This is a genomic window from Methylomonas defluvii, assembly GCF_033949435.1.
Lineage (GTDB): Bacteria > Pseudomonadota > Gammaproteobacteria > Methylococcales > Methylomonadaceae > Methylomonas > Methylomonas defluvii.
On record NZ_JAXARY010000001.1, the window covers coordinates 461,134 to 481,385 of the forward strand.

Sequence of the window (20,252 nt, forward strand, 5' to 3'; positions counted from 1 at the left end):
GGCTATGGCCACCGTGCATTTCTATGAAAAGCCGGGCTGCTTGAACAATACCCGGCAAAAGCAATTGCTGAGTGCCGCCGGCCATTTGCTGGTGGTTTACGATCTATTGCAGCAGCCGTGGGGCAGGGAACCGGGCAAGTTGCGCTCGTTTTTCGGCGACATGCCGGTGGCGGATTGGTTTAACCGCAGCGCGCCGGCTGTCAAACAAGGGTTGGTCGATCCGAATGCCGTCAGTGCAGACGAAGCAATCGCGCTGATGGTGGCGCAGCCGTTGTTGATTCGGCGGCCTTTGATGGAGGTCAACGAACAGCGCGTCTGCGGGTTCGACCAACAACAGGTCGATGCCTGGTTGGGCTTGGCTGCCTTGGCTTCGCAAAAGGATTTGGAAACCTGTCCCAAGCAGTCACGCTCTGAGGCCTGCAAGCCATGAACAGCGTCAGATTGGAGAGCGAAGACGGCGTACCGCTGGCGGTGGCCTTGTCGGAGCGCGTGCATTGGGTCGGTGCGCTGGATCCGAATTTGCGCACTTTCGACATCATCCTGAAGACCGCCAACGGCACCAGCTATAACGCTTATGTGATTCGCGGCAGCGAAGGTGTGGCGGTGATCGATACCGTCAAGGAAGGCTTTGCCAACGCCTTTTTCGCCCGCCTGGAAAGCGTTGCAGACTATTCGGAAATCAAAGTCATCGTCCTCAATCATTTGGAACCCGATCATACCGGCGCCTTGCCGGAGTTGATGAAACGGGCGCCGCACGCGCAGCTGTTCATTTCCCAAAAAGCTCAGTCCATGCTCAAAGGCCTGCTGAAGCAGGACGAGTTGAGCTTTACCCCAGTGCTGACCGGCGACAAGGTCTCGCTGGGCGACCGAAGTCTGGAGTTTTTGCACACCCCGTATTTGCATTGGCCGGACACGCAATGCACCTACGCGCCGGAAGAAGCGATGCTGTTTTCCGGCGACGTGTTTGGCTGCCATTTTTGCGATAACCGCTTGTACAACGACAAAGTCGGCGATTTCCGCTTTTCCTTCGAATATTACTACGCCCACATCATGCGGCCGTTCAAGGAATACGTGGTCAGGGCCTTGGAGTTGATCGAACCCTTGCCGTTGAAATTGATTGCACCGACCCACGGCCCGATTTTGCGCGACCGCCCGCAGCATTACATCCAGCGTTATAGGCAGTTATCCAGCCCTGCTTTGCATAACGAACTGCGGCCCAATCAAAAAACCCTGCTGATTTTTTACATTAGCTCTTACGGCAATACCCGGCGCATGGCGGAAGCGATATATCAAGGCGCGATGCAAGTCGAGGATGTGCGCGTATCGCTTTACGACCTGGAGGGTGGCGAGGTGGCGCCGTTTGTCGATTTGATCGAAGAGGCCGACGGTTTGGTGTTGGGTACGCCGACCATCAACGGCGATGCGGTCAAGCCGATATGGGATCTGCTCTCGTCGCTCGCGGTGGTAAATCTGAAAAACAAACTCGGCGGCGTGTTCGGTTCTTACGGCTGGACCGGCGAAGGCGTGCGCCTAGTGGAAGACCGCTTGCGCGGCTTGAAGTTGCGGGTGCCGATTCAAGGCCTGCGCGTCAAGCTGATTCCCACTGACGACGAGATACACGAGTGCAAAGCCTTTGGCCTTGAGTTGGCCCAGGAGCTTACCGGGGCCAGAGAGTCGCGGGTGATTAATTTTGCGGACCTGTAAACCGGATTAAACAGACGCTTGCTATTGAGTCTACAGCGGTATTCGTAGGCTAAACCGATCCACGGACGCATCGGTGAACTCATCGGCCGCAAGGCCGGTGAAAATCAGGAATCGTTTCGATTCCAAACCGGTTGGTCCTCAGATTAGAGGCTGCCGAGATGACTTTTAATACCTTATGGAGTTTTTACAATGGCCAAAGCGACCATTACATTTGAAGATATAAACGTGACGGTTACCGTCCCCGCCGGCACCCGGGTGATTGAGGTGTCCGAGAAAGTAGGTTCCGGCATTACTTACGGTTGCCGGGAAGGCGATTGCGGAACCTGCATCATGAAAGTGACTGCCGGTTGGAACAACTTGACCGAGCCGTCCGTACTGGAAGACAAAATTTTGCGGGAAAACATGGCCGGCAAACACAACCGTCTGGCTTGCCAAGCGCAAGTATTGGGCGGCGAAATTTCCCTTAAACCAGTTTAAAAGACGCAAAAGGAGTAACACATGGCATTAGTCACATTTACCAGTCCCGAATATCGGGATAAAACCGTTTACGCCGTTGCCGGCAGTCACACCCAGACTATTTTGAAGCTGGCATTGGAAAACAAGATCCCCATCAATTTCGAATGCGAAGATGGCGAATGCGGCACTTGCGTGGTCCGCGTCACCAGCATCGATAAAAAGCTGGAGCGCATGGGTGGCACGATGACCGAGAAGGAAAAAGCCCTGCTGAAACAAATCGGTAAAGTCACTACCGAACAGTTGGAGCAAATGATCGTCGACGACCTGCCGCCGGAATGGCGTCTGGCTTGTCAGATGATCGTTAGGGATGAAGATATTCGCGTCGAATATTAAGCGTCTGCGTCATCGTTAATAAGGCCGGAGAATCGAGTATGAGTTGCACACTTAGCATGGCATCGAATGATAGGGTAGAGCCCTTGGTTATGAAGTCGCGGCAACACATTTATGAGGATCTACTGGCCTGTGCCGACCAGTCGCCCAACAGCGTCTGGTTGGCGCAAATTATCGCCAGTTGGTGTGTCGGCGACGGCGTGCTTCCCGATAGCTTGGGCTTGAATCCAGAACAATTTCAGCGGTTGTTAGACCGCTACTTTCCCGGCTATTCCTTGGCGCCGAAAGCTTTTTCCGGTAGCAGTCTGGATTACAGCCGCATGTTGGAAAAACAGGATTTGGAAGTCCTGCTTGCGCAATTCGCCGCCAATCCCGGCGCGGAAACCGAATGGCTGATCGCGCTGATCGTCGCCGCCTGTTTGGGTAGCGATCATTTGTGGCAGGATTTGGGCTTATGGTCGCGCAGCGATTTGTCGGCCATGCTGGGCTACAACTTTCCGGAATTGCTGGTGCGCAACAGCAAAGACATGAAATGGAAAAAGTTTTTGTACAAACAACTCTGCGAAGCGGAAGGCTTATACGTTTGCCGGGCGCCGTCCTGCGAGGTTTGTAAGGATTACCAGCAGTGCTTTGGGCCGGAAGACTAAACGTTTTCGTTTGTTGGCATCCCCCGTTTTGATGTCAGTCAGCTTGGTTTCCTTGAGCCGATGATTTTAGATCACATCAAGCCCAAAATCCGATAAGCCCCTTTCGTATTTAAAACCACAGTAACCGGCGCGTTGGATTTGTTTTCCCAATACCAGCCGTGCGAGCCTTCAAAGGGCGCGCTTAACGAGCCGCTGGATTGGCTATCGGTCGTTTCTTTGTAACTTTTGAAATAGCCGGTTTTATCGCCTTGCGGCTCGCCGTGAAAATCAAAATATAGCGCCGCGCCGTTAGTGGACCACGAATATTCCAGGTTTGCGCCTTTGGCGAGATGAAATTTGTATTCCAGTCCTTCGCCAGCCGGCACCACGATTTTTACCGTATCCTGCCATTGCGAGGGCGCTGCCGGTTGCGCGGCGCTCACCGCCTGCACCGGCTCCGAGCAAGCGCTGCCTGTTTCACTTGGCGACGCCAAGCTAGTTAAACCGGTCATTTGCCCAAACCCGGTCGGATCTATGCCGTATTCAGCGGGCAACACCGCAGTGATCAGCACAACGCCCGCCAATAGCGTTGCCGACAGGCTGGCGATGGTCAGCGATTTAGTTGATTGGACTGGCGGATTGCGGTCTTGCATCGAGTTATCCATGGATGATGTAGCCCGTGATTTGGTAGCCGAACAGAATCAAGCCTCCGGACATTAACAGGGTGTTGGTGGCCGTGGAAAAGGTGTAATAACTGCGGTGGCGGCGCCAAAAGTCCAGCGCGATCAAGATAAACAGCAGGGCCAGAAATTGGCCGATTTCCACGCCCACATTAAACGCCAACAAGTTTTTCCAGAGCCCGGCTGCGGGTAGTGAAAAATCCTGCAATTTGGTCGCCAGGCCAAAGCCGTGAAACAGGCCAAAAATCATCACTGCCCATTTGGTATTGGGCTGAAACCCCAATAGGCGTTGAAAACCGCCCAGGTTGTCGAAGCCTTTATACACAATCGACAAGCCGATAATGGCGTCGATGAGAAACGGATTGACCGAGATGCTGCTTAACACGCCGAACAGCAGCGTCAAGCTATGTCCCAAGGTAAACAGGCTGACATAGACCAGCACGTCGCAAGTGCGGAATAAAAAGAAAATCACCCCCACCAAAAACAACAAATGATCGTAGCCGGTGACCATGTGCTTGGCGCCGATGTACAAAAACGGCCCGATGGCAACGCCTTGGTTGGCCAGCAAAAACCGTTCGGTATTGGCATCGACGCCGTGGGCGTAGACGGCGGGGCTGAGCAGCGTCAATAACGATAAACAGCCGATAACACAGGCATTGCGTGATATTGCGGAAAACATGTTTAAAGGGTTGGGTTTAATGTGGCAATGATTCCGCGCTGATACATACCAGCGCGAAGGCGGCAGAATACCCCGATTAAGCCGCTCGTGGAAAGGGGCGGCCTCTAAGATTAACTTCCGATACGGTTACTTCTTGGGTATGGCCGGATGCCGATTGCCCAAGTGATCGATGTCGTCCAAGCTCATAATAGGCGAATACATTAGATCGTTGATATCGCTGGAGCGTTCCCAACCCAAAACCATTTGACCGATGGCACGTTTGGTCATTTTCACGAAGCGCGATTCGAGATGCTGGCGGCTACCAGGCGAATTTTCGGGTTCCGGATGCATGCGCGCAGCCGAAACCACCGAACAGCGGCAGACCTTGTCGTGGAAGGAAAACTGGAAACGAAAATTCCGGGCGCGGCTGTTGATGTCGCGGTTGGTCAGAAATATGAAATAGGTGTTGCTGTCCGCTTCAGGCAAACGCTGTATCACGGTTTTCGCTTGCTCGAAGATGTCTTCCGCTGCGAATTGTTGACTGCCCGGCATCGGCATCAGGCCTTGTGGGCCCATCGCCACCGTGCCTTTAACACACAGGCCGAGCTCCTTACTCAAATCCCTGCCGATTTGCGCTGCAACATCTTCCGAGAAATCATTCAACGGAATCAGATAAACATTCACGGGACCGGTTTTTTCAGCCGCTGCTGGCGGGTAGAGCGAGGCGGTTGATAGGGATTTTGGCGTTGGCGCCGGGTCGACTGCGGCTAATGGCTGGGTATATCGAGAGCTTGTTGTGCAGGCGGCGAAAGTAGCCAACAAAATTATTGCTATTGATAAATGTTTCATTCGGATTGTCCTGAGCTCATATAAGTTGAATAGGATGAACGAAAATTAGTCAATAGACGCAGGATGATGTTTGGAGCCCAGACTAAGCCACTGCCTGAGGCGCTTGCTTAGGTGTTCAGCCTGATGAGTTTACCCAGTTGTCTACTTGCAACCCCGGTACTCGCACAAATTCTCGTTCGTTGTTGGTGACCAAAATCCAGCCTTCCGCTCTGGCGTGAGCCGCCAACCATAAATCGTTATTGCCGATGGGCTGCCCGATCTTTTGCAGCGCCGCACGTATCTGTCCGTAATGCTCGCCAGCTGCTTCCGGCAAGCCATACACCGGAATCAAACCGGTAAGTTCGTTAATGCCGGCTAACGCCCTTTCCCTGGCCTGACTTTTCTCCGCGCCGAAACGCAACTCGCCCAAGGTTATTACAGACATTGCCAATTCATCGGCTGCATGGCGAGCAAAACGCTCGCGCACCGCGGGCGGACTGTATTTGGCAATATAAATGCAGATATTGGTATCGAGCAGATAGTGAGCGCTCATCAAAGCGCCTCACGATCCTGGGGCGGCGCATCTTCGCGACCATCGCTCATAAAGTCGTCGGGCAATGCGGCTAAGGCGTCGAATATTAGAGCGGCGTTGGCGGGCGTTTCCCGCAATACGATTTCATCGCCCCGGCGGAAAATTTCCACTCGGTCAGTATTGAAGCGAAATTCCTTGGGTAGCCGCACTGCCTGGCTATTGCCGGATTGGAAAATACGGGCATAGGTCATAGGGGCACTCCATATGTAAAATGTAGTTACGTGAAGTATATACGTTTTCCGGTTGGTGTAAATGACCTGGATGAGTTTGGCTGAGCTCACGGCTAACTTCTTTGACGGATCAAAATGTCTCGCAAACTGACCGGCTGCACCTTTCCGATTTCCATGGCCGCGAACGTGATGGCTGGGATTCACGACAAATCACCGACGCACTTGTCTGTGATTTGAAGCAAATGCAAATAGAACATGGTTTGCGTCCAGACCTTATATTTTTCACTGGCGATTTGGTTTTCGGGGCAGTTTCGGGCGAAAGCATGGACGACCAATACCTGCTAGTCCGTGATTTTCTGGACGCTATTCGCAAGGCTTTTATTCCAGAAATTCCAATTCGCAGTCTTTATTTGGTACCTGGCAATCATGATGTAGATCGAAACGAAATTACTCCAGATCAAACAGCATGGATACGCCAACCAAATCTCAAACTCGACGATGTAATTACGATGATGAGGGATGAAAAAAATAAGCAATGGCAAAGGTTTATGGAAAGGCTGTTGAATTATCGGAACTTTCTTACCAGTTATAACCTTTTACATCTTTTACCTGGCAATCCTCACTTGATTTGGACTGATGCTTTGGAGATACACAATACTCGTGTTGGTATCGCTGGATTAAACTCCGCTTGGTCCCTGGGCGGATTCAAAATTGCGTTGAGATTAGCAGGTAGTCCAGAAATGCTTCCGTATATTCCGGCCAAAAAAATAAAGTTTTTGAGTATCAAACTAACCTGACCGGCCCCGGAATTTTGCAACCAGCGCATCGGCAGTTAAAAGCGTTATGCCTTCTACGTTGGCTTACGCAGCCAGGATACGGCCGAACGGGTCTTTGTGGATGGGTGGTAGACTTTCGATGAAAACCGCGTGATCGCTGCCGATGGGGATTTCGGTATAGCCGTTGTCCAGCAAACCGCGCCACAGCACTCTTGCGTCTACTTGAAAATCGTCACGGCCGATGCCGCGTTTGATGGCGATTTCCCAGAGGCTGGCGGCGCTGAAAAATAGCTGGTTTTGCATATCTTCCAGCATTCGGCGAGCTTGTTCAGGGAGCAAATCTGGCGAGCCAGCCGCCCAAAGCAGCAGATGGGTATCAAGCAGTAGTTTCATCGTCCGCGCCGAATAACTGTCCAATCTCTTCACTGCCCATTCTGTCGAAATCGTCAGGCACTTTGATATATCCGCTCAGGAACCCCAAACGTCGCATTTGATCGCCCGTTGGGCTGTCCAGCGCGGAAACCTTGACGAGCTGTTTACCCGCCTTGGCAATCACGAACGGTTCGCCTTTGGCGGCTTGTTCAACCAATCGAGATAAGTGAGTTTTTGCTTCGTGGATGTTGACGGTTTGCACGATGAGCTCCAGTAAACCAAGTTAACTTAGTTTAGCCTGTGATGAGTCTGTGTTGCTTGTCGTTAGAGGAGCCTGGAAAATGTATTAATCAGCCAGGATGCGCTGCAAACAACTCAGCGCATCCATTCCCAAACAAACCTACTCGTCGTCCTGGCAGCCAAAATGATATTGGTAATCCGCGATTGCGCGTTTGATGACTTCATGTGCTTCTTCGCGGCCGTAGACATGGGTAATTTCGCAGACACTTTTTTCGCTGGGTAAATGTTTGTAGGTCAGGAAGTAATGCTTCAAGCGATTGATGTACGATTCCGGGCAGTCGGAGACGTCGCGCCATTGCCGGTAGAATTCGTCGCCTTTCATCACTGCGATGATCTTGTCGTCGGCCTCGCCACCGTCCAGTAAACGGAAGCCGCCGATGGGAATGGCTTGTAACAGGATGTCGCCGTGAGTCACGCTACGTTCGCTTAATACACAAATATCCAATGGGTCGCCGTCGCCCTTGCTGACCGGTTTGCCGGATCGCGCGGCAGCGTATTCGGCGATTTTTTCTGCGCAATAACTGCGCGGAATAAAGCCGTAAAGAGTAGGGATCATGTTGGAGAATTTTTGCGGCCGGTCGATTTTCAAATAGCCGCTGTCTTTGTCGATTTCGTATTTCACCGTGTCGGACGGTACGATTTCTATGAAGGCGGTGACGATGTCCGGGGTGTTGTCGCCGGGCGAGATACCATGCCAGGGGTGGGCTTTGTGTTTTATATTCATCTAAGATTCAGTAGCTTTGGGGAATAAGGTTATAGGGATATTTACCAGGATGGGGGCAATCCGCAAGACAATCAAGCTTAATACTAGTATCTGATTGGGCTTGCGCTACACGCCGTTGCATGTGGTTATCGACATTACTCTTCGCTGGCCACTGTCGCCGGTTTGAGTTTCATGTCTTTATTCAGCCGTTGCAGGCGCTTGATCATTTCTTTTTTCATCTGTTCGCGGCCTATCGAGTGCTTCAGGCTACTGCCCATGCCCGCAACTTGATCGGTGGAGCTGCGGATGGAATAAAACACCAGCGTGCCGTCTTTATAAGGTAGGCCGCCGGCGACCACGTGGCTGGAGTTGTAGGAGTGGCCGACGTAAAACTGCCGGGAAACTATAAGGCCGCCGCCTTCGCCGATGGCGATTACCCGGTGATTAAGCACGGCGGTGGGACGGTCTTCCACGCGCCGATTCAACCATAAAAATTGTTCGCTGGTATTGGCCGGCAACGCGGCAGGGTAGTTTAACCAGGCTTGTTGCAATTCCGGAAAGTAACGCGCCCAGGCTTTGCTGTTCACGGCGTCGTTGCGCAGTTCCGCGGCCGGGTCGGCTGTGCCGCCATCTCGGCTGTAAGGGGCAATCCCGGCCAAGCCGCTTTTTTTATAGGCTTGCAGGCGTTGCAGTAAAAATTCGCGGTATTTTTGATTGGCGGTTTTCAGCAAGGTTTTGTTGTCGGCATCTTCCAGCCCGGCTTGCAGGCTTTTCAAGCTGTCCAGTTCGGCTTTGGACAGGTTGAATTCGTCACCCGGTTCCGCTTCCAGAAAGGCCTTGGCTTCGTCCAGTTGCTTTTCGGTAAAAGCAAACTTCTTAAAACTATCGACGCTGGCGTTATCGCCCAGCATGCCGGTGGCGACGATGTCGCTCTCGCCGGCATTGAGTTTGCCCTTTTTGATGTAGTCGGCCAGTTGTGGCAAGCCTACCGGTATGATCATCGCTACGCCAATCGCGAGTTCTTTTTGGCTGGTTTCGCTGACGTCGTAACCGACGATTTCGCCGCGTTCCAATGGCGGGATTTGCGCGGCGCTGATGCCGAAGTTCTGTAGCGCTTGCTGTGGGCTGGGGGCGTCTTGAGCGCATGCCGGTTGCTGAATTAGCGCAGCGGCGCTCAGTAAAATAATCGGAAAAGACAGTTTGTGGATCAGCATAAAAGCTCCGTTTCAAATAGGTATTCTGATAAAAGTATGAGGCTTTCGGCCGCAGATTGCCGAAAGCGTTCATTCTGAAAACGTGTGTGCATCGCCGCCTGCCGTTTATTTGTCCGAACCGAACAATTTAGAAATACTGGAATCGCCGCGTCCGGCTGGTTTTGCCGGTGTTGTTGCCCTTGAGGCGGACGCCGGCTGCTGATTTTTCGTATCGAACAGCCGCACAAACTCAGCAGCAGGCAGTGGTTTGGAAAACAGATAGCCTTGGCCGTAGTCGCAGCCGGCGGCAGTCAGCAACTCCAGTTGCTGCGCGGTTTCGATGCCTTCGGCTATCACTTTCAAGCCCAGTTTATGCGCCATCACAATAATCGCTTCGCACAGCGCCAGGTCGCTGGAATCGGCTTCCAGATTGCGTACGAAACTCTGGTCTATCTTCAGATAATCGATGTCGAATTTTTTTAGATAAGACAGTGACGAATAGCCGGTGCCGAAATCGTCAATAGCCACCTGGATGCCGGCATCTCGGTAAGCAAATAAATGGTCGCGGACAATATTGTCGACATCCAGCAATAGGCTTTCAGTAATTTCGATGACGACACATTGGCCGGATAAGCCCAGCTCATGCAAATAGTCTATCCATTTGCTGTCGCCCAGATTGCTGCGGGTAAATTGCACCGGCGATTTGTTAATACCCAGTTGCAAATCCGGGAGAAATTGGGCACGCCATTCGGCAACCTGTTTTGCCGCCATCCGAAATACCCAGTCGCCAATCTCCACTATCAGGCCGGTCTCTTCCGCCAACGGAATAAATTCCGCCGGGCTGATCATGCCGCGCGTGGGATGTTGCCAGCGGATCAGTGCTTCGGCTTTATGCATTTTGCGGCTGCTCAGTTCGATTATCGGTTGATAGAACAGGCAAAACTCTTGATTGGTCAGCGCTTGGCGCAGGTCGCTGGTCAGACGCATCCGGTTTTGCGCGGTTTGCTCCATCTCGCTGGTGAAGAAATTGTAGCGGTTGCGGCCTTGTTGCTTGGCGGAATACATGGCCTGATCGGCGTTTTTGATTAATTGTTCGGCTTCCTGTGCGTCTTGCGGATAGAAGGTGATGCCGATGCTGACCGAAATGTAAGCTAATTCATCGCCCAAGCGAAATGGTTCGGCAAGCTGGTGCAGGATGGCTTGCGCGACCCGGTCTATATTGGTTTCCGAGTCCAACTCGCCCAGGATGATAGTGAACTCGTCGCCACCGAGCCGAGCCACCGTATCCACATTGCGTACGCAAGCCAAAATGCGCCGGGCGGTTTCTTTTAGCAAAACGTCGCCCATGCCGTGGCCCAGGGTGTCGTTAATTTCCTTGAAACGGTCCAGATCCAGCAGCATGACCGCCAGACTGTTTTTGTCGCGCTGGGCTTTTTTGATTTCCTGGTTCAATCGATCCTGGAACATGCGCCGGTTGGCCAAATCGGTAAGCGGGTCGAAATTGGCTTGGCGCCAGATGGTTTGTTCGACATGTTTTTGCTCGGTAATTTCCGAGAACATCGCCACCCGGCGCTCTACTTCGCCGTGTTCGCCGTAGATGGTGTTGATCACTAGCCATTCTTGGTAAATATCGCCGTTTTTGCGTTTATTCCAAATTTCGCCTTGCCAGTGGCCGGTTTGTAACAGCGAGTGCCACATGGTTTGATAAAAATCCGGATCGTGGCGGCCCGATTTTAGAATGTCTGTGGACTTCCCTATCGCGTCTTCCGCGGTATAGCCGGTCAGGCGGGTAAACGCTTCGTTAATCGCGATGATGCGGTTGTCGGTGTCCGCGACCATCACCGCTTCGCCGATGGCTTGGTAAATCATCGCCATCAACTGCATTTCATGTTCTAGCCGCTTCCGTTCACTGATGTCCAAAACGGATACGAGTATGTAACGCCGGTTGTCTATATCGATAGGTGTCAAACTGATTTCGACCGGAAATTCCGTGCCGTCGCCGCGTATTGCGGTTAGGGAGCGGCTGGCGCTCATAGGCCGGGCTTTATTCTCTTGTAAAAATCGCGCGCGCTGTTCCGGGTGTTTGGCGCGGGCCCGTTCCGGTACCAGCGCTTCGACACTCAGACCTATCAACTCATCCAGCGTGTAGATAAATGCTTTCGCGGCGGGCGGGTTGGCGAGTTTGATGAGGCCGTTTTCGCCAACTAAAAACGTGGCTTCCGGCGAACCATCGACAATCTTGGACAATTGCAGCCATTGCAGCTGTTTGCGTTCGGTAATGTCGGTTTGGGTGCCGATCATCCGCAAAGCCTTGCCCTGGGCATCGCGGCTGATCACCAGACCGCGCGTTAAAATCCAGCGCCATTGGTTATCGCCGTGCTTTACCCGGTGTTCGTTGCTGAAGCGTGAGCTGCGATTTTCCAGATGCGTTTGCAAGTCGGCCATCATCCGGGCGCTGTCTTCCGGGTGTATCGTGGCTTCCCAATTCCGGTAATCGTTGTCTCTGTCTTGTTCGCTGAAATTCAGAATCTCCATGCAGCGTGGCGACAGAAACACTTTACCGTTGGTCAAATCCCAATCCCAGACGCCGTCACCGCCACTTTCCAGCGCAAATTTCCAGCGCAATTCGCTTTCCTGCAATAATTTTTCCGATAGCTTGCGCTCGCTGATGTCCGTGGAAATGCCGCATACCGCGTAGATTTCGCCTTGCCCATTACGTAGCGGAAACTTATGCGACAAATACGTATGAATATTACCGTCATGATGGGTGATCTTTTCTTCAAAAATCTGTGCCTGGCCGCTATTAGCGACCTCTAAATCGTTTTTCCACAGGAGTTCGGTGTCGTCGCCCGGAAATAAGTCGATATCCCGTTTGCCTCTGACAGTCTTATTGTCAACCGCGAACAGTTTTTCAAATTGGCGGTTGATCAGCAGGTATTGGCCTTGCAGATCTTTGCTGTAAATCACCGTGGGGGTATTGTCCAGGATGCTTTGAAACCGCAATTCGCTGACCGACAGGGATTTGCCGAACTCGACGTTTAAGGATTCGTCTTTGACCAGTTCGATAACGCCGACAATCCGCTCCTGGTCGTCGCGTATGGGCATTTGCATCGAACTGATCCAGCGGCCGTCGCCTGCGGTAAACGGGGTTTGATAGACCGTTTCGCCTTGCAACGCCTTTTGAATGCCGTCAGGAATTGGCGTTTGCGCCAGCCAGGGAAATATTTCAACAGGGTATTTTCCCAGGCAAGCGGCTTGCGGCCATCCCGTCAGGGTTTCCATATAACGGTTCCAGAGTTCGATACGGCCCTGCAGATCGTAAACAATCACGCCTTCCTGAACTGAACGCAGAATGTGTTTGTTGAAATCGCCTAGGGCTTTGCTGAATTGTTCCGAGCGCTGGTAGCGCTCGATAGCCAGCGCCAGGGAAATGCCGACGCTGGACAGCACCAGCAAAAACGACCATTGCAGCAATAGGCCGGTCTCACTGCTGTCGGCTGCAAAAAAGCCTACCTGAAAAATTGCACCGAATATGCTTTGCAGCATGACCATGCTGATTAGTAACAAGGTGCCATGCAAGCCAAAGTAGAGTGCGCCGTAAACCAGAAAAGCGAACATATAAAATGCTTTGTCGTAGTGGTCAAGATGCCACGGCCACTCCAGGAAAATCATTTGTCCCGCCAGAAACGCCGTTGTGACATAAAGTAACGCGCGCCAAACTTGATATGGGTTCCAGTCAAAACTTGGCGGCTGCCGCCAGACCAAAATAAGCGGCGTGACAATCGCAATACCCAAGACGTCGCCCATCCACCAATGCGCTAGACTGATCGGCCATTGCTGCGCCGTTATGGCGTTGAAATGTAACAGAATTAAGGAACCCGCTATGGCCGCAACGACCGAAGCCAAGGCGCCGGCAAACAGGATGCGTAAGTAGTCTTGCGGCTGTTGCAGTTTGCGAATCTCGCCCAGCAGATAGCAGCCGACAAGTGCTTCCACGGTATTGCCGCAAGCGATAGGCAAGGCTTGCTCCAGCGGGTTGCCTGCCCACAAATTGCCAAGTAATGCGCCCAGGAACACGCCGGGCCAGAGTTTTTTACCGCCGAGCAGCAAGGCTGCCAGTGCGATGCCGCTAGGCGGCCAGATGACGGATATTACGTGATTGGCGGCGAAAAACATCAACACCAGTTTGGCAACCAGCGCGTAGGCGACAGCCAAGCCGAAAACGTGGACTAGTGCTGCGGTGGAAAAGGTCGAAAAACGGCGCAAGAGATTACCTTGATGTATTGAAAGCAGGTGAAGGGACAAGCCCAATATCTTGGTTTATCTCACGAAATGCAAGGTTTTGTCACGGGCTAAGTACGGGGATTTTCGGGCATTCCTAACGGATGAAACGTGGTTTTATGCGGGTGATTTTCTTCGGTATCCGCTTAGGGTTACGCGCCCAGGTTTTCCACTTCCACCGCCACTTTCAATTCGTGGTTCTGGCCGCCGAAAATCACCCCTTTCAATGGCGTAACATCGCTATAGTCCCGACCCCAGGCGACGATGATGTGCCTGTCCCCCGGCAATTGGTTGTTGGTAGGGTCAAAGTCCATCCAGCCCAGATCCGGTAAATACACCGAGAACCAGGCGTGCGAAGCGTCGGCGCCCACCAGTTTTTTCTTGCCGGGCGGCGGCAGGGTTTCGATATAACCGCTGACGTAGCGGGCCGCCAGGCCTTGCGAGCGTATGCAACCTATGGCCAAATGGGCGAAATCCTGGCAGACGCCGCGCCGATGTTCCAGTACGGTGGTCAGCGGGGTGGCCAGGTTGGTGAATTCCGGGTCGAAGGTAAAATCGCGGTGAATGCGTTGCATCAGATCGTGTATCGCTTCAATCAGTGCCTTGCCGGGTGTGAATGAGGTTTGCGCGTAAGCGGCCAGCTCGGCGTCGGCGGCGATGAACGGCGAATCCAAGGCAAATTGCCGTGCCTCCAGTAGTGGTTCGCTTCTGTCGTTCCAGAGCGCTTCCTTGACCAGTTCCCAGCTCATGCCGTGGCTGAAATCCAACTGCACCGGTTGCGGAAAAATCTGTACTTCGCTGCTGGCGGTGACCACAAACTCCCGATGCGGCTCCCTAATCGAAAACCAGGCCACTTGATTGCCGAAAAAATCGGTACGGGTCCGATAGTCGCAGGGCAAGGGGGTAATTTTCAGCTGCGAGCTGAGCAGTTGCTGATTCGGGCAGGGGCGCGGCTGCATCCGCACTTCGTTGTAAGACAATCCCACCGGTTGTTGGTAGCGGTAGGTAGTGGTATGGGTAACCCGATAACGCATGGTGACTCCCTTAGGACAGCGATTGCGGCGCGTCCCCGTGGCGGAAATAATTGGCGGTCAAAGTATCGGACAACGCGGCCAATAGGGCGTAAATCTTGCTGAGCTGTTGGTCCAGCGCTTCGCGAATCCCGGATTCCGAGACGCTCAATAAGTCGTCGATATTGGCGATATTCAGCAGACAACTAGCCTCTAATAGCAAGCGCTCTTCGGCGCTAATCCGGCGGGTACTGGGTTCGCGCGGCAGTTTGCCGACATGCTCCTGCAAACGGGCGATTTGATAAGCTAGTGAGCGGGGATTGTTGGGGTCCATCAGCAGCAGTTCCAAAAACGAGGCTAACTCCAGGTTGCTACGATAATGTTGGCGGTAGCAAATCAGGTTGTCGCTGGTATCCAGCAGGGATTCCAGCAAGCGGGTTTCCGCCGCTTCGCTTTGCGGCATCGCAAACGCGGTTCTCAATACCGATACCAACTGCAAGCCGCGCTCCAGGCGCCGGCCGATGTCCAGAAACAGCCAGCCGTTGCCGCGCGTCATGCTCTCCATCACCAGGCCGCTGAATGCGGAGAGCGTGGTGATCAGCTGATCCATTTGCTCCTGCATCGACCACAAACCGACTTTGCCCAGGCGGCGCGCTTCGGAAACCTGTTCCTCGATTTCGTCAATGACCCGCCAGGTATCCGACGACCATAAATCGCGTACCGCATAACCGGATTGGGTCATCCTGTTTACCGTGTTGGCCAAGCTGCCTGCCCGGCTTTCGTCGGCGACCACTGCCAGTAATTCGGCTTCCGGCGACTGCAACAAACTTTCGTTATCCTCGGCAAAAAAACCGGGGTAGGTGCCGGTCATGCTGGTGACGCAGCGCAGCAGGGTTTCCAGGCTGAGCTGATAGTCCGGGCTATCGCGGTCAGGGTTGCTGAACAGTTTTTTGATCGTGGCGCGTAACAAGCGTACGCCGCCTTCCGCGCGTTCCGCGTTGCGGCCCACCCAGAAAATATTGTCTGCGGCGCGGCTGGGCAAGGCATTGCCGTGGCCGGCCAGACTGCTGCTGCGCTTAGCCGGAATGGCCGGATGCTGTGGTTCCGTGGCAACCACCCAGGTATCTTTACTGATGCCGCCGGTTTGGTTGCTGATCATCATGTTGCCATATTGCGGTGCGCTGCGACTCAAACCGCCAGGCATCAGTGTATAACCGTCCGCCCGCGCCACCATGAAGCAGCGCAGCACGGTTTGGCGCGGTTCGTAGCCACCCGCCACCAGCGCCGGCACGGTGGAAAAGCTCTCGTATTCCTGGCCGACGTAAAGCGCCGGGCGGGCCTTGATGCGCGCGCGCCAATCAGCGAGTTGTGCACGGCTGAGCTGATGGCCGAACACCGAACGTTCGCCGGGTTTGCGGTAGATCGGTTTGATGACCAGGCGTTCCAGATTGGCGAGGACGTAATTTAACTCGCGGGCTTGGCCGCACCACCAGGTGGCGATCGAATTTAGCTTTAGGGTTTGACCCAGGAAGTATTTGGCGATGCCCGGCAGGAACGGCATGATGCCGGGATTTTCCAATATGCCGCTACCTAGCGGGTTGGCAATCGCCACATTGCCGCGCCTGACCACTTCCAACAGGCCGGGGACGCCTAGCCGCGAGTCTTCGCGCAGTTCCAGAGGGTCGCAGTAATTGTCGTCCACTCGACGCAAGATCACATCCACCCGCTGCAAGCCGACCAGCGATTTCAGCCAGACATAGCCGTCGCGAATCGTCAGGTCGTCGCCCTGTACCAGGGGGTAACCCAGATAGGAGGCCAAATAGGCGTGTTCGAAGAAGGTTTCGTTCAGTGGGCCGGGGGTCAGGACCACTACACGCGGGGTGTCGGCGTCGCCGGGGGCGACGGCATTCAGGCCAGCGCGCAGGGATTGAAAGAAACGCGCCAAACGATGGACATGAGTGTCGCGGAACAAGCTGGGCAACACCCGTGACATGGCCAAGCGGTTTTCCAACGCATAACCGGCGCCGGATGGCGCTTGCGTACGATCACCGAGTACCCACATTTTTTTGTCCGGGCCGCGGGCCAGGTCGGCGGCGCACAATACCAATTGATGCTGGCCGGGCAAGCTTACTTGATCACAAACGCGCAGAAAGCCACCATGGTTGTAGATGAGTTCCAGCGGCAGCAGGTTTTTCTTGATCAGCTGGCGCGGGCCGTACAGGTCGGCCAAAATCAGATTCAACAGTTCGGCGCGTTGCAGCAGTCCGGCCTCAATGTCGAACCACTCGTCGCCGGAAAGCAATAGCGGTATCGGGTCGAGTTGCCAAGGGCGGTTAATACCGTCCGGGTCGTCATAAACGTTGTAGGTGACGCCGTTTTCGCGCAGCAGTCTTAGCGCTTCCTGGTGGCGTTCGCCGACTTCGCGGGGGCCAAGCTGTTGCAACGCCTGCATCAGGTGGGCCCAATGCGGTCTAACCCGGCCCGTCTCGTCCAGCATTTCGTCGTGGGCCCCCTTATCGAGGCGGTATCCCGGCGCGAAAGCTTCTGGTGTGCTTAAGGTTTTCATAGGTTTAGTTTGCCGGTTTACCGGGTATAGCGCAATTGATCAAAGCTAATCTCGTTTTTTTATGTTTTCTAAGCTGGTTTTTTAGTGCAGATGCCGATTCTGACGAGACTTTGGATAATGCGTAGTCTAAGAAACTCGCAAAAAGCATGCCGTTACGATCAGAAAGAGCGGAGTGCGGCATAGATCTTTTGGATTCGGTGGCTCTGCCTAGAGTCGTCCAATATAAAGCATTGGCTTGGCTTCAAGCTTCTGAACTAAAGGGTATTTGCCAGTGCTAAGGCACGATAAGTCGGTCACGGCCGAGCAAGTGATAGCCGTAGGCGCGCAACTTGGCATTGCTATTGCTTTATATCGGGTAAATCATTAGAACCGGTTTGCGTTGAAATGGTGCGGTCGTTTTTGCACCAATTTCGCGCGGACTTGCACCATAAAAGCAAATATCACGGATGCATACAGCATGGTTACTTCGACAATTTGGGCGGATTACAGCGCCGATAAGGCTTACGACGAGATGATTGCTGCGGGCGGCAAGCCGCGTGATACCTGCGCCAGTTTGAGTCAATACTTACAATCTTTGGGCATGGATGCAATTAAGGGCCGGTTGTCGGCGGCGGAGGCGGCCATCATGGAGATGGGCATCACCTTCACTGTCTATAGTGACGAGGGCAATATCGACCGGGCTTGGCCGTTCGACATCATCCCGCGGCTGATTGATTTCCAGGAGTGGCAAGCCGTGGAAGCAGGCCTGAAACAGCGTCTGAAAGCTTTGAATTGCTTTATCAACGATGTTTATAACCAGCAGCAGATTATCAAGGATGGTTTGGTGCCTGCTGATTTGATCAACAGTTCCAGCAATTTTCGTAAGGAATGTTTGGGCATGCAGCCCAAATTCGGTACATGGGCCAATATCTGCGGCAGCGATCTGGTGCGGGCTGGCGACGGCAAGCTGTATGTACTGGAAGACAATTTGCGGGTGCCATCCGGCGTGTCGTACATGATCGAAAATCGGGTAATTACCAAACGGATCTTTCCGGAGTTATTGGAAAATCTGAATATCTTACCGGTCGACGATTACCCCACCCAGTTGTTCGAAATGCTGGCGTCGTTGGCGCCGGACGCCGACGATACCCCGCAAATTGCCGTCTTGACGCCCGGTATCTATAACTCGGCCTATTTCGAACATGCGTTCCTGGCGCAGCAAATGGGTGCGGAATTGGTGGAAGGCGGCGACTTGCTGGTCAAGGACGACGATTGCGTTTATATGCGTACCATCAAGGGTTTGGAAAAAGTCGATGTGATTTATCGGCGCATCGACGATCTGTTTCTCGACCCTGAAGTCTTTCATAAGGATTCGGTATTGGGCGTGAAGGGCTTGATGCGGGCCTGGAAAGCCGGCAATGTGGCGCTGGCTAATGCGCCAGGCGCCGGGGTAGCGGACGACAAAGTGGTGTATGCCTATGTGCCTGAAATGATTCGCTACTATCTGAACGAAGAGCCGATTTTGCCGAACGTGCCGACTTATCTCTGTAGCGATCCGGAACAATGCGCCTACGTGCTGGCGCATTTGCCGGAGTTGGTAGTTAAGCCGGCCAACGAGTCCGGCGGCTATGGCATGTTGGTCGGCCCGCACGCCAGCCAAAAGGAAATCAAGCAATTTCATAAGCTGATTAAAAACAATCCGCGTAATTACATCGCCCAGCCAACTTTGGCTTTATCAACCTGCCCGACCTTGTGCGGTGATAGTCTGGAGCCCAGGCACATCGACTTGCGCCCCTTCATCCTGCAAGGTGAGAACAGCTTTGTCACCGCTGGCGGCTTGACCCGCGTGGCGCTCAGGGCCGGTTCGCTGGTGGTGAATTCATCGCAGGGTGGCGGCAGTAAAGACACTTGGATTATCAACAGGGAGCAATAAGATGTTATCGCGATCCGCCGAACGTTTGTACTGGATGGCCCGTTACCTGGAGCGAACCGAAAACACCGCCCGCCTGATCAGCGCCACGATGCATTTGATCTACGACTTGCCGTATGGTGTGGAATTAGGCTGGCGCAATTTATTAAATATTTGCGGCGTCGAAGAGGCGTTTTATCAACGCTTTAAAAATCCCAGCGAGCAGAACACCACCCGGTTTTTATTAGTCGATATGAGCAATCCCGGCTCCTTATTGGCGTCGTTGTCGTTTGCCCGTGAGAATATCCGCACCAGCCGCGAGCTGATGCCGGACGAAGCCTGGCAGCAGGTCAACGAAATGTATCTGTATGCTAATAACAATCTGGATAGCTTGTCCAATCGGCGGGGGCGGGCGCTGTTCTTGCAGGAAATCATGGCTGGTTGCCAGCGCTTTACTGGTTTTATGGCCGGGTCTATGAGCCGCAGCGACAGTGCCCGGTTTATTTGTATTGGCCGCAACCTGGAACGCGCCGATATGACCAGCCGGATCATGGATTTCGGCACCGTGCTGTTGGCGGAAAATCGCAGCACCAAAATGCGCGAGTACGAGACTATCCTGTGGATCAACGTTTTGAAGTCGTTGAGTGCGGTCTTGATGTACCGCAAGCACGTCCGCATCCGAATTAAAGGCGAGGATGTTTTGAACTATCTGTTAAAAAACCCGGATTTTCCCAGGGCCGTGGTGCATTGCATTGAGGAGATTACGCATTGCATCAAACGCTTGCCGCATGCTGTCGAACTATTCCCGCAGCTGGAACAATTGGAACAGCAGGTGCTGGGCATTGAGATTAAGCAGACTACCCCGGAGCAATTGCATCAGGTGCTGGACGGCTTGCAAGCGAAGTTCGACCATTTACACCAGCAAATCGCGGCCATGTGGTTTTTAAACAATCTTGGCGAGGCCGAAGCCGAGAAAAATTGACACTATTGCCGACAGGAAGATTTTCACCAGCCAGGCCTCTGCGGTGCTGAGCACCGGCTTGGTTGAGCGCAATCGCT

Annotated in this window: 20 protein-coding genes; 8 read left to right on the top strand and 12 right to left on the bottom strand. The window is 53.5% G+C overall.

Features of this window, described 5'->3' with window-relative positions; all coding sequences use genetic code 11:
- Nucleotides 1-4: 4 nt before the first annotated feature.
- The 5 genes from QLH52_RS02075 (at nucleotide 5) to QLH52_RS02095 (ending at nucleotide 3,197) form a co-directional block, all read left to right on the top strand.
- Nucleotides 5-430: an ArsC/Spx/MgsR family protein gene (locus tag QLH52_RS02075; protein WP_033156078.1), complete on the top strand. Its 426-nt coding sequence runs from the start codon at nucleotides 5-7 to the stop codon at nucleotides 428-430.
- The gene (locus tag QLH52_RS02080; RefSeq protein ID WP_033156079.1) at nucleotides 427-1,704 is read left to right on the top strand and encodes an FprA family A-type flavoprotein; all 1,278 of its coding nucleotides are present in this window, start codon (nucleotides 427-429) and stop codon (nucleotides 1,702-1,704) included. The genes QLH52_RS02075 and QLH52_RS02080 overlap by 4 nt, the downstream gene beginning before the upstream one ends.
- A gap of 189 nt (nucleotides 1,705-1,893) precedes the next feature.
- A complete protein-coding gene (locus QLH52_RS02085) occupies nucleotides 1,894-2,181 on the top strand; it encodes a 2Fe-2S iron-sulfur cluster-binding protein (RefSeq protein WP_020484745.1) in 288 nt (95 codons plus the stop codon).
- A gap of 21 nt (nucleotides 2,182-2,202) precedes the next feature.
- Nucleotides 2,203-2,553, top strand: coding sequence for a 2Fe-2S iron-sulfur cluster-binding protein (locus tag QLH52_RS02090; protein ID WP_033156080.1), 351 nt, complete (start codon nucleotides 2,203-2,205; stop codon nucleotides 2,551-2,553).
- A 38-nt stretch (nucleotides 2,554-2,591) separates the two neighbouring features.
- Nucleotides 2,592-3,197: a nitrogen fixation protein NifQ gene (locus QLH52_RS02095; protein ID WP_319960393.1), complete on the top strand. Its 606-nt coding sequence runs from the start codon at nucleotides 2,592-2,594 to the stop codon at nucleotides 3,195-3,197.
- A gap of 71 nt (nucleotides 3,198-3,268) precedes the next feature.
- Here the strand turns inward: QLH52_RS02095 and QLH52_RS02100 are convergent, their stop codons facing one another.
- The 5 genes from QLH52_RS02100 to QLH52_RS02120 all read right to left on the bottom strand — a co-directional run bounded on the left by QLH52_RS02100 (nucleotide 3,269) and on the right by QLH52_RS02120 (nucleotide 6,125).
- Nucleotides 3,269-3,829, bottom strand: coding sequence for a hypothetical protein (locus QLH52_RS02100; protein ID WP_319960394.1), 561 nt, complete (start codon nucleotides 3,827-3,829; stop codon nucleotides 3,269-3,271).
- Between the two features lie 4 nt (nucleotides 3,830-3,833).
- A complete protein-coding gene (locus QLH52_RS02105) occupies nucleotides 3,834-4,535 on the bottom strand; it encodes a HupE/UreJ family protein (protein WP_319960395.1) in 702 nt (233 codons plus the stop codon).
- Between the two features lie 126 nt (nucleotides 4,536-4,661).
- A complete protein-coding gene (locus QLH52_RS02110) occupies nucleotides 4,662-5,363 on the bottom strand; it encodes a hypothetical protein (RefSeq protein WP_319960396.1) in 702 nt (233 codons plus the stop codon).
- Nucleotides 5,364-5,478: 115 nt separating this feature from the next.
- Complete coding sequence (gene vapC / locus QLH52_RS02115; RefSeq protein ID WP_319960397.1) at nucleotides 5,479-5,895, bottom strand: type II toxin-antitoxin system tRNA(fMet)-specific endonuclease VapC; 417 nt, start codon at nucleotides 5,893-5,895, stop codon at nucleotides 5,479-5,481.
- Nucleotides 5,895-6,125, bottom strand: coding sequence for an antitoxin (locus tag QLH52_RS02120; RefSeq protein ID WP_319960398.1), 231 nt, complete (start codon nucleotides 6,123-6,125; stop codon nucleotides 5,895-5,897). The genes vapC and QLH52_RS02120 overlap by 1 nt, the downstream gene beginning before the upstream one ends.
- A 101-nt stretch (nucleotides 6,126-6,226) precedes the next feature.
- Between QLH52_RS02120 and QLH52_RS02125 the strand changes: the two genes are divergently transcribed.
- Nucleotides 6,227-6,901: a metallophosphoesterase family protein gene (locus tag QLH52_RS02125; protein ID WP_319960399.1), complete on the top strand. Its 675-nt coding sequence runs from the start codon at nucleotides 6,227-6,229 to the stop codon at nucleotides 6,899-6,901.
- Nucleotides 6,902-6,964: 63 nt separating this feature from the next.
- Here the strand turns inward: QLH52_RS02125 and QLH52_RS02130 are convergent, their stop codons facing one another.
- The 7 genes from QLH52_RS02130 to QLH52_RS02160 all read right to left on the bottom strand — a co-directional run bounded on the left by QLH52_RS02130 (nucleotide 6,965) and on the right by QLH52_RS02160 (nucleotide 17,305).
- Nucleotides 6,965-7,273, bottom strand: coding sequence for a type II toxin-antitoxin system VapC family toxin (locus tag QLH52_RS02130; protein ID WP_319960400.1), 309 nt, complete (start codon nucleotides 7,271-7,273; stop codon nucleotides 6,965-6,967).
- Entirely contained in the window at nucleotides 7,257-7,514 is a 258-nt protein-coding gene (locus QLH52_RS02135) for a type II toxin-antitoxin system Phd/YefM family antitoxin (RefSeq protein WP_319960401.1), read from the bottom strand. Before QLH52_RS02135 ends, QLH52_RS02130 begins: the two co-directional genes overlap by 17 nt.
- 138 nt (nucleotides 7,515-7,652) lie before the next feature.
- Nucleotides 7,653-8,276: an inorganic pyrophosphatase gene (locus QLH52_RS02140; protein WP_033156087.1), complete on the bottom strand. Its 624-nt coding sequence runs from the start codon at nucleotides 8,274-8,276 to the stop codon at nucleotides 7,653-7,655.
- 134 nt (nucleotides 8,277-8,410) lie between these two features.
- Nucleotides 8,411-9,469: a transglycosylase SLT domain-containing protein gene (locus tag QLH52_RS02145; RefSeq protein ID WP_319960402.1), complete on the bottom strand. Its 1,059-nt coding sequence runs from the start codon at nucleotides 9,467-9,469 to the stop codon at nucleotides 8,411-8,413.
- 105 nt (nucleotides 9,470-9,574) lie between these two features.
- Nucleotides 9,575-13,714, bottom strand: a complete 4,140-nt coding sequence (locus QLH52_RS02150; protein WP_319960403.1) for an EAL domain-containing protein — start codon at nucleotides 13,712-13,714, stop codon at nucleotides 9,575-9,577.
- 167 nt (nucleotides 13,715-13,881) lie between these two features.
- A complete protein-coding gene (locus QLH52_RS02155; protein WP_319960404.1) occupies nucleotides 13,882-14,763 on the bottom strand; it encodes a transglutaminase family protein in 882 nt (293 codons plus the stop codon).
- Nucleotides 14,764-14,773: 10 nt separating this feature from the next.
- Nucleotides 14,774-17,305, bottom strand: coding sequence for a circularly permuted type 2 ATP-grasp protein (locus tag QLH52_RS02160; protein WP_319960405.1), 2,532 nt, complete (start codon nucleotides 17,303-17,305; stop codon nucleotides 14,774-14,776).
- Nucleotides 17,306-17,762: 457 nt separating this feature from the next.
- On the opposite strand from QLH52_RS02160, the gene QLH52_RS02165 reads away from it, so the two are divergent.
- A complete protein-coding gene (locus tag QLH52_RS02165) occupies nucleotides 17,763-19,217 on the top strand; it encodes a circularly permuted type 2 ATP-grasp protein (RefSeq protein WP_319960406.1) in 1,455 nt (484 codons plus the stop codon).
- 1 nt (nucleotide 19,218) lies between these two features.
- Nucleotides 19,219-20,175 (top strand): alpha-E domain-containing protein, encoded by a 957-nt coding sequence (locus tag QLH52_RS02170; protein ID WP_319960407.1) that lies wholly within the window; start codon nucleotides 19,219-19,221, stop codon nucleotides 20,173-20,175.
- Nucleotides 20,176-20,252 lie beyond the last annotated feature (77 nt).

What these genes read in the sequence shown, in the direction of transcription:
- QLH52_RS02075 (WP_033156078.1), top strand. Translation starts at nt 5, where the DNA reads ATGGCCACCGTGCATTTCTATGAAAAGCCGGGCTGCTTGAACAATACC.
- QLH52_RS02080 (WP_033156079.1), top strand. Translation starts at nt 427, where the DNA reads ATGAACAGCGTCAGATTGGAGAGCGAAGACGGCGTACCGCTGGCGGTG.
- QLH52_RS02085 (WP_020484745.1), top strand. Translation starts at nt 1,894, where the DNA reads ATGGCCAAAGCGACCATTACATTTGAAGATATAAACGTGACGGTTACC.
- QLH52_RS02090 (WP_033156080.1), top strand. Translation starts at nt 2,203, where the DNA reads ATGGCATTAGTCACATTTACCAGTCCCGAATATCGGGATAAAACCGTT.
- QLH52_RS02095 (WP_319960393.1), top strand. Translation starts at nt 2,592, where the DNA reads ATGAGTTGCACACTTAGCATGGCATCGAATGATAGGGTAGAGCCCTTG.
- QLH52_RS02100 (WP_319960394.1), bottom strand. Translation starts at nt 3,829, where the DNA reads ATGCAAGACCGCAATCCGCCAGTCCAATCAACTAAATCGCTGACCATC.
- QLH52_RS02105 (WP_319960395.1), bottom strand. Translation starts at nt 4,535, where the DNA reads ATGTTTTCCGCAATATCACGCAATGCCTGTGTTATCGGCTGTTTATCG.
- QLH52_RS02110 (WP_319960396.1), bottom strand. Translation starts at nt 5,363, where the DNA reads ATGAAACATTTATCAATAGCAATAATTTTGTTGGCTACTTTCGCCGCC.
- vapC (WP_319960397.1), bottom strand. Translation starts at nt 5,895, where the DNA reads ATGAGCGCTCACTATCTGCTCGATACCAATATCTGCATTTATATTGCC.
- QLH52_RS02120 (WP_319960398.1), bottom strand. Translation starts at nt 6,125, where the DNA reads ATGACCTATGCCCGTATTTTCCAATCCGGCAATAGCCAGGCAGTGCGG.
- QLH52_RS02130 (WP_319960400.1), bottom strand. Translation starts at nt 7,273, where the DNA reads ATGAAACTACTGCTTGATACCCATCTGCTGCTTTGGGCGGCTGGCTCG.
- QLH52_RS02140 (WP_033156087.1), bottom strand. Translation starts at nt 8,276, where the DNA reads ATGAATATAAAACACAAAGCCCACCCCTGGCATGGTATCTCGCCCGGC.
- QLH52_RS02145 (WP_319960402.1), bottom strand. Translation starts at nt 9,469, where the DNA reads ATGCTGATCCACAAACTGTCTTTTCCGATTATTTTACTGAGCGCCGCT.
- QLH52_RS02155 (WP_319960404.1), bottom strand. Translation starts at nt 14,763, where the DNA reads ATGCGTTATCGGGTTACCCATACCACTACCTACCGCTACCAACAACCG.
- QLH52_RS02160 (WP_319960405.1), bottom strand. Translation starts at nt 17,305, where the DNA reads ATGAAAACCTTAAGCACACCAGAAGCTTTCGCGCCGGGATACCGCCTC.
- QLH52_RS02165 (WP_319960406.1), top strand. Translation starts at nt 17,763, where the DNA reads ATGGTTACTTCGACAATTTGGGCGGATTACAGCGCCGATAAGGCTTAC.
- QLH52_RS02170 (WP_319960407.1), top strand. Translation starts at nt 19,219, where the DNA reads ATGTTATCGCGATCCGCCGAACGTTTGTACTGGATGGCCCGTTACCTG.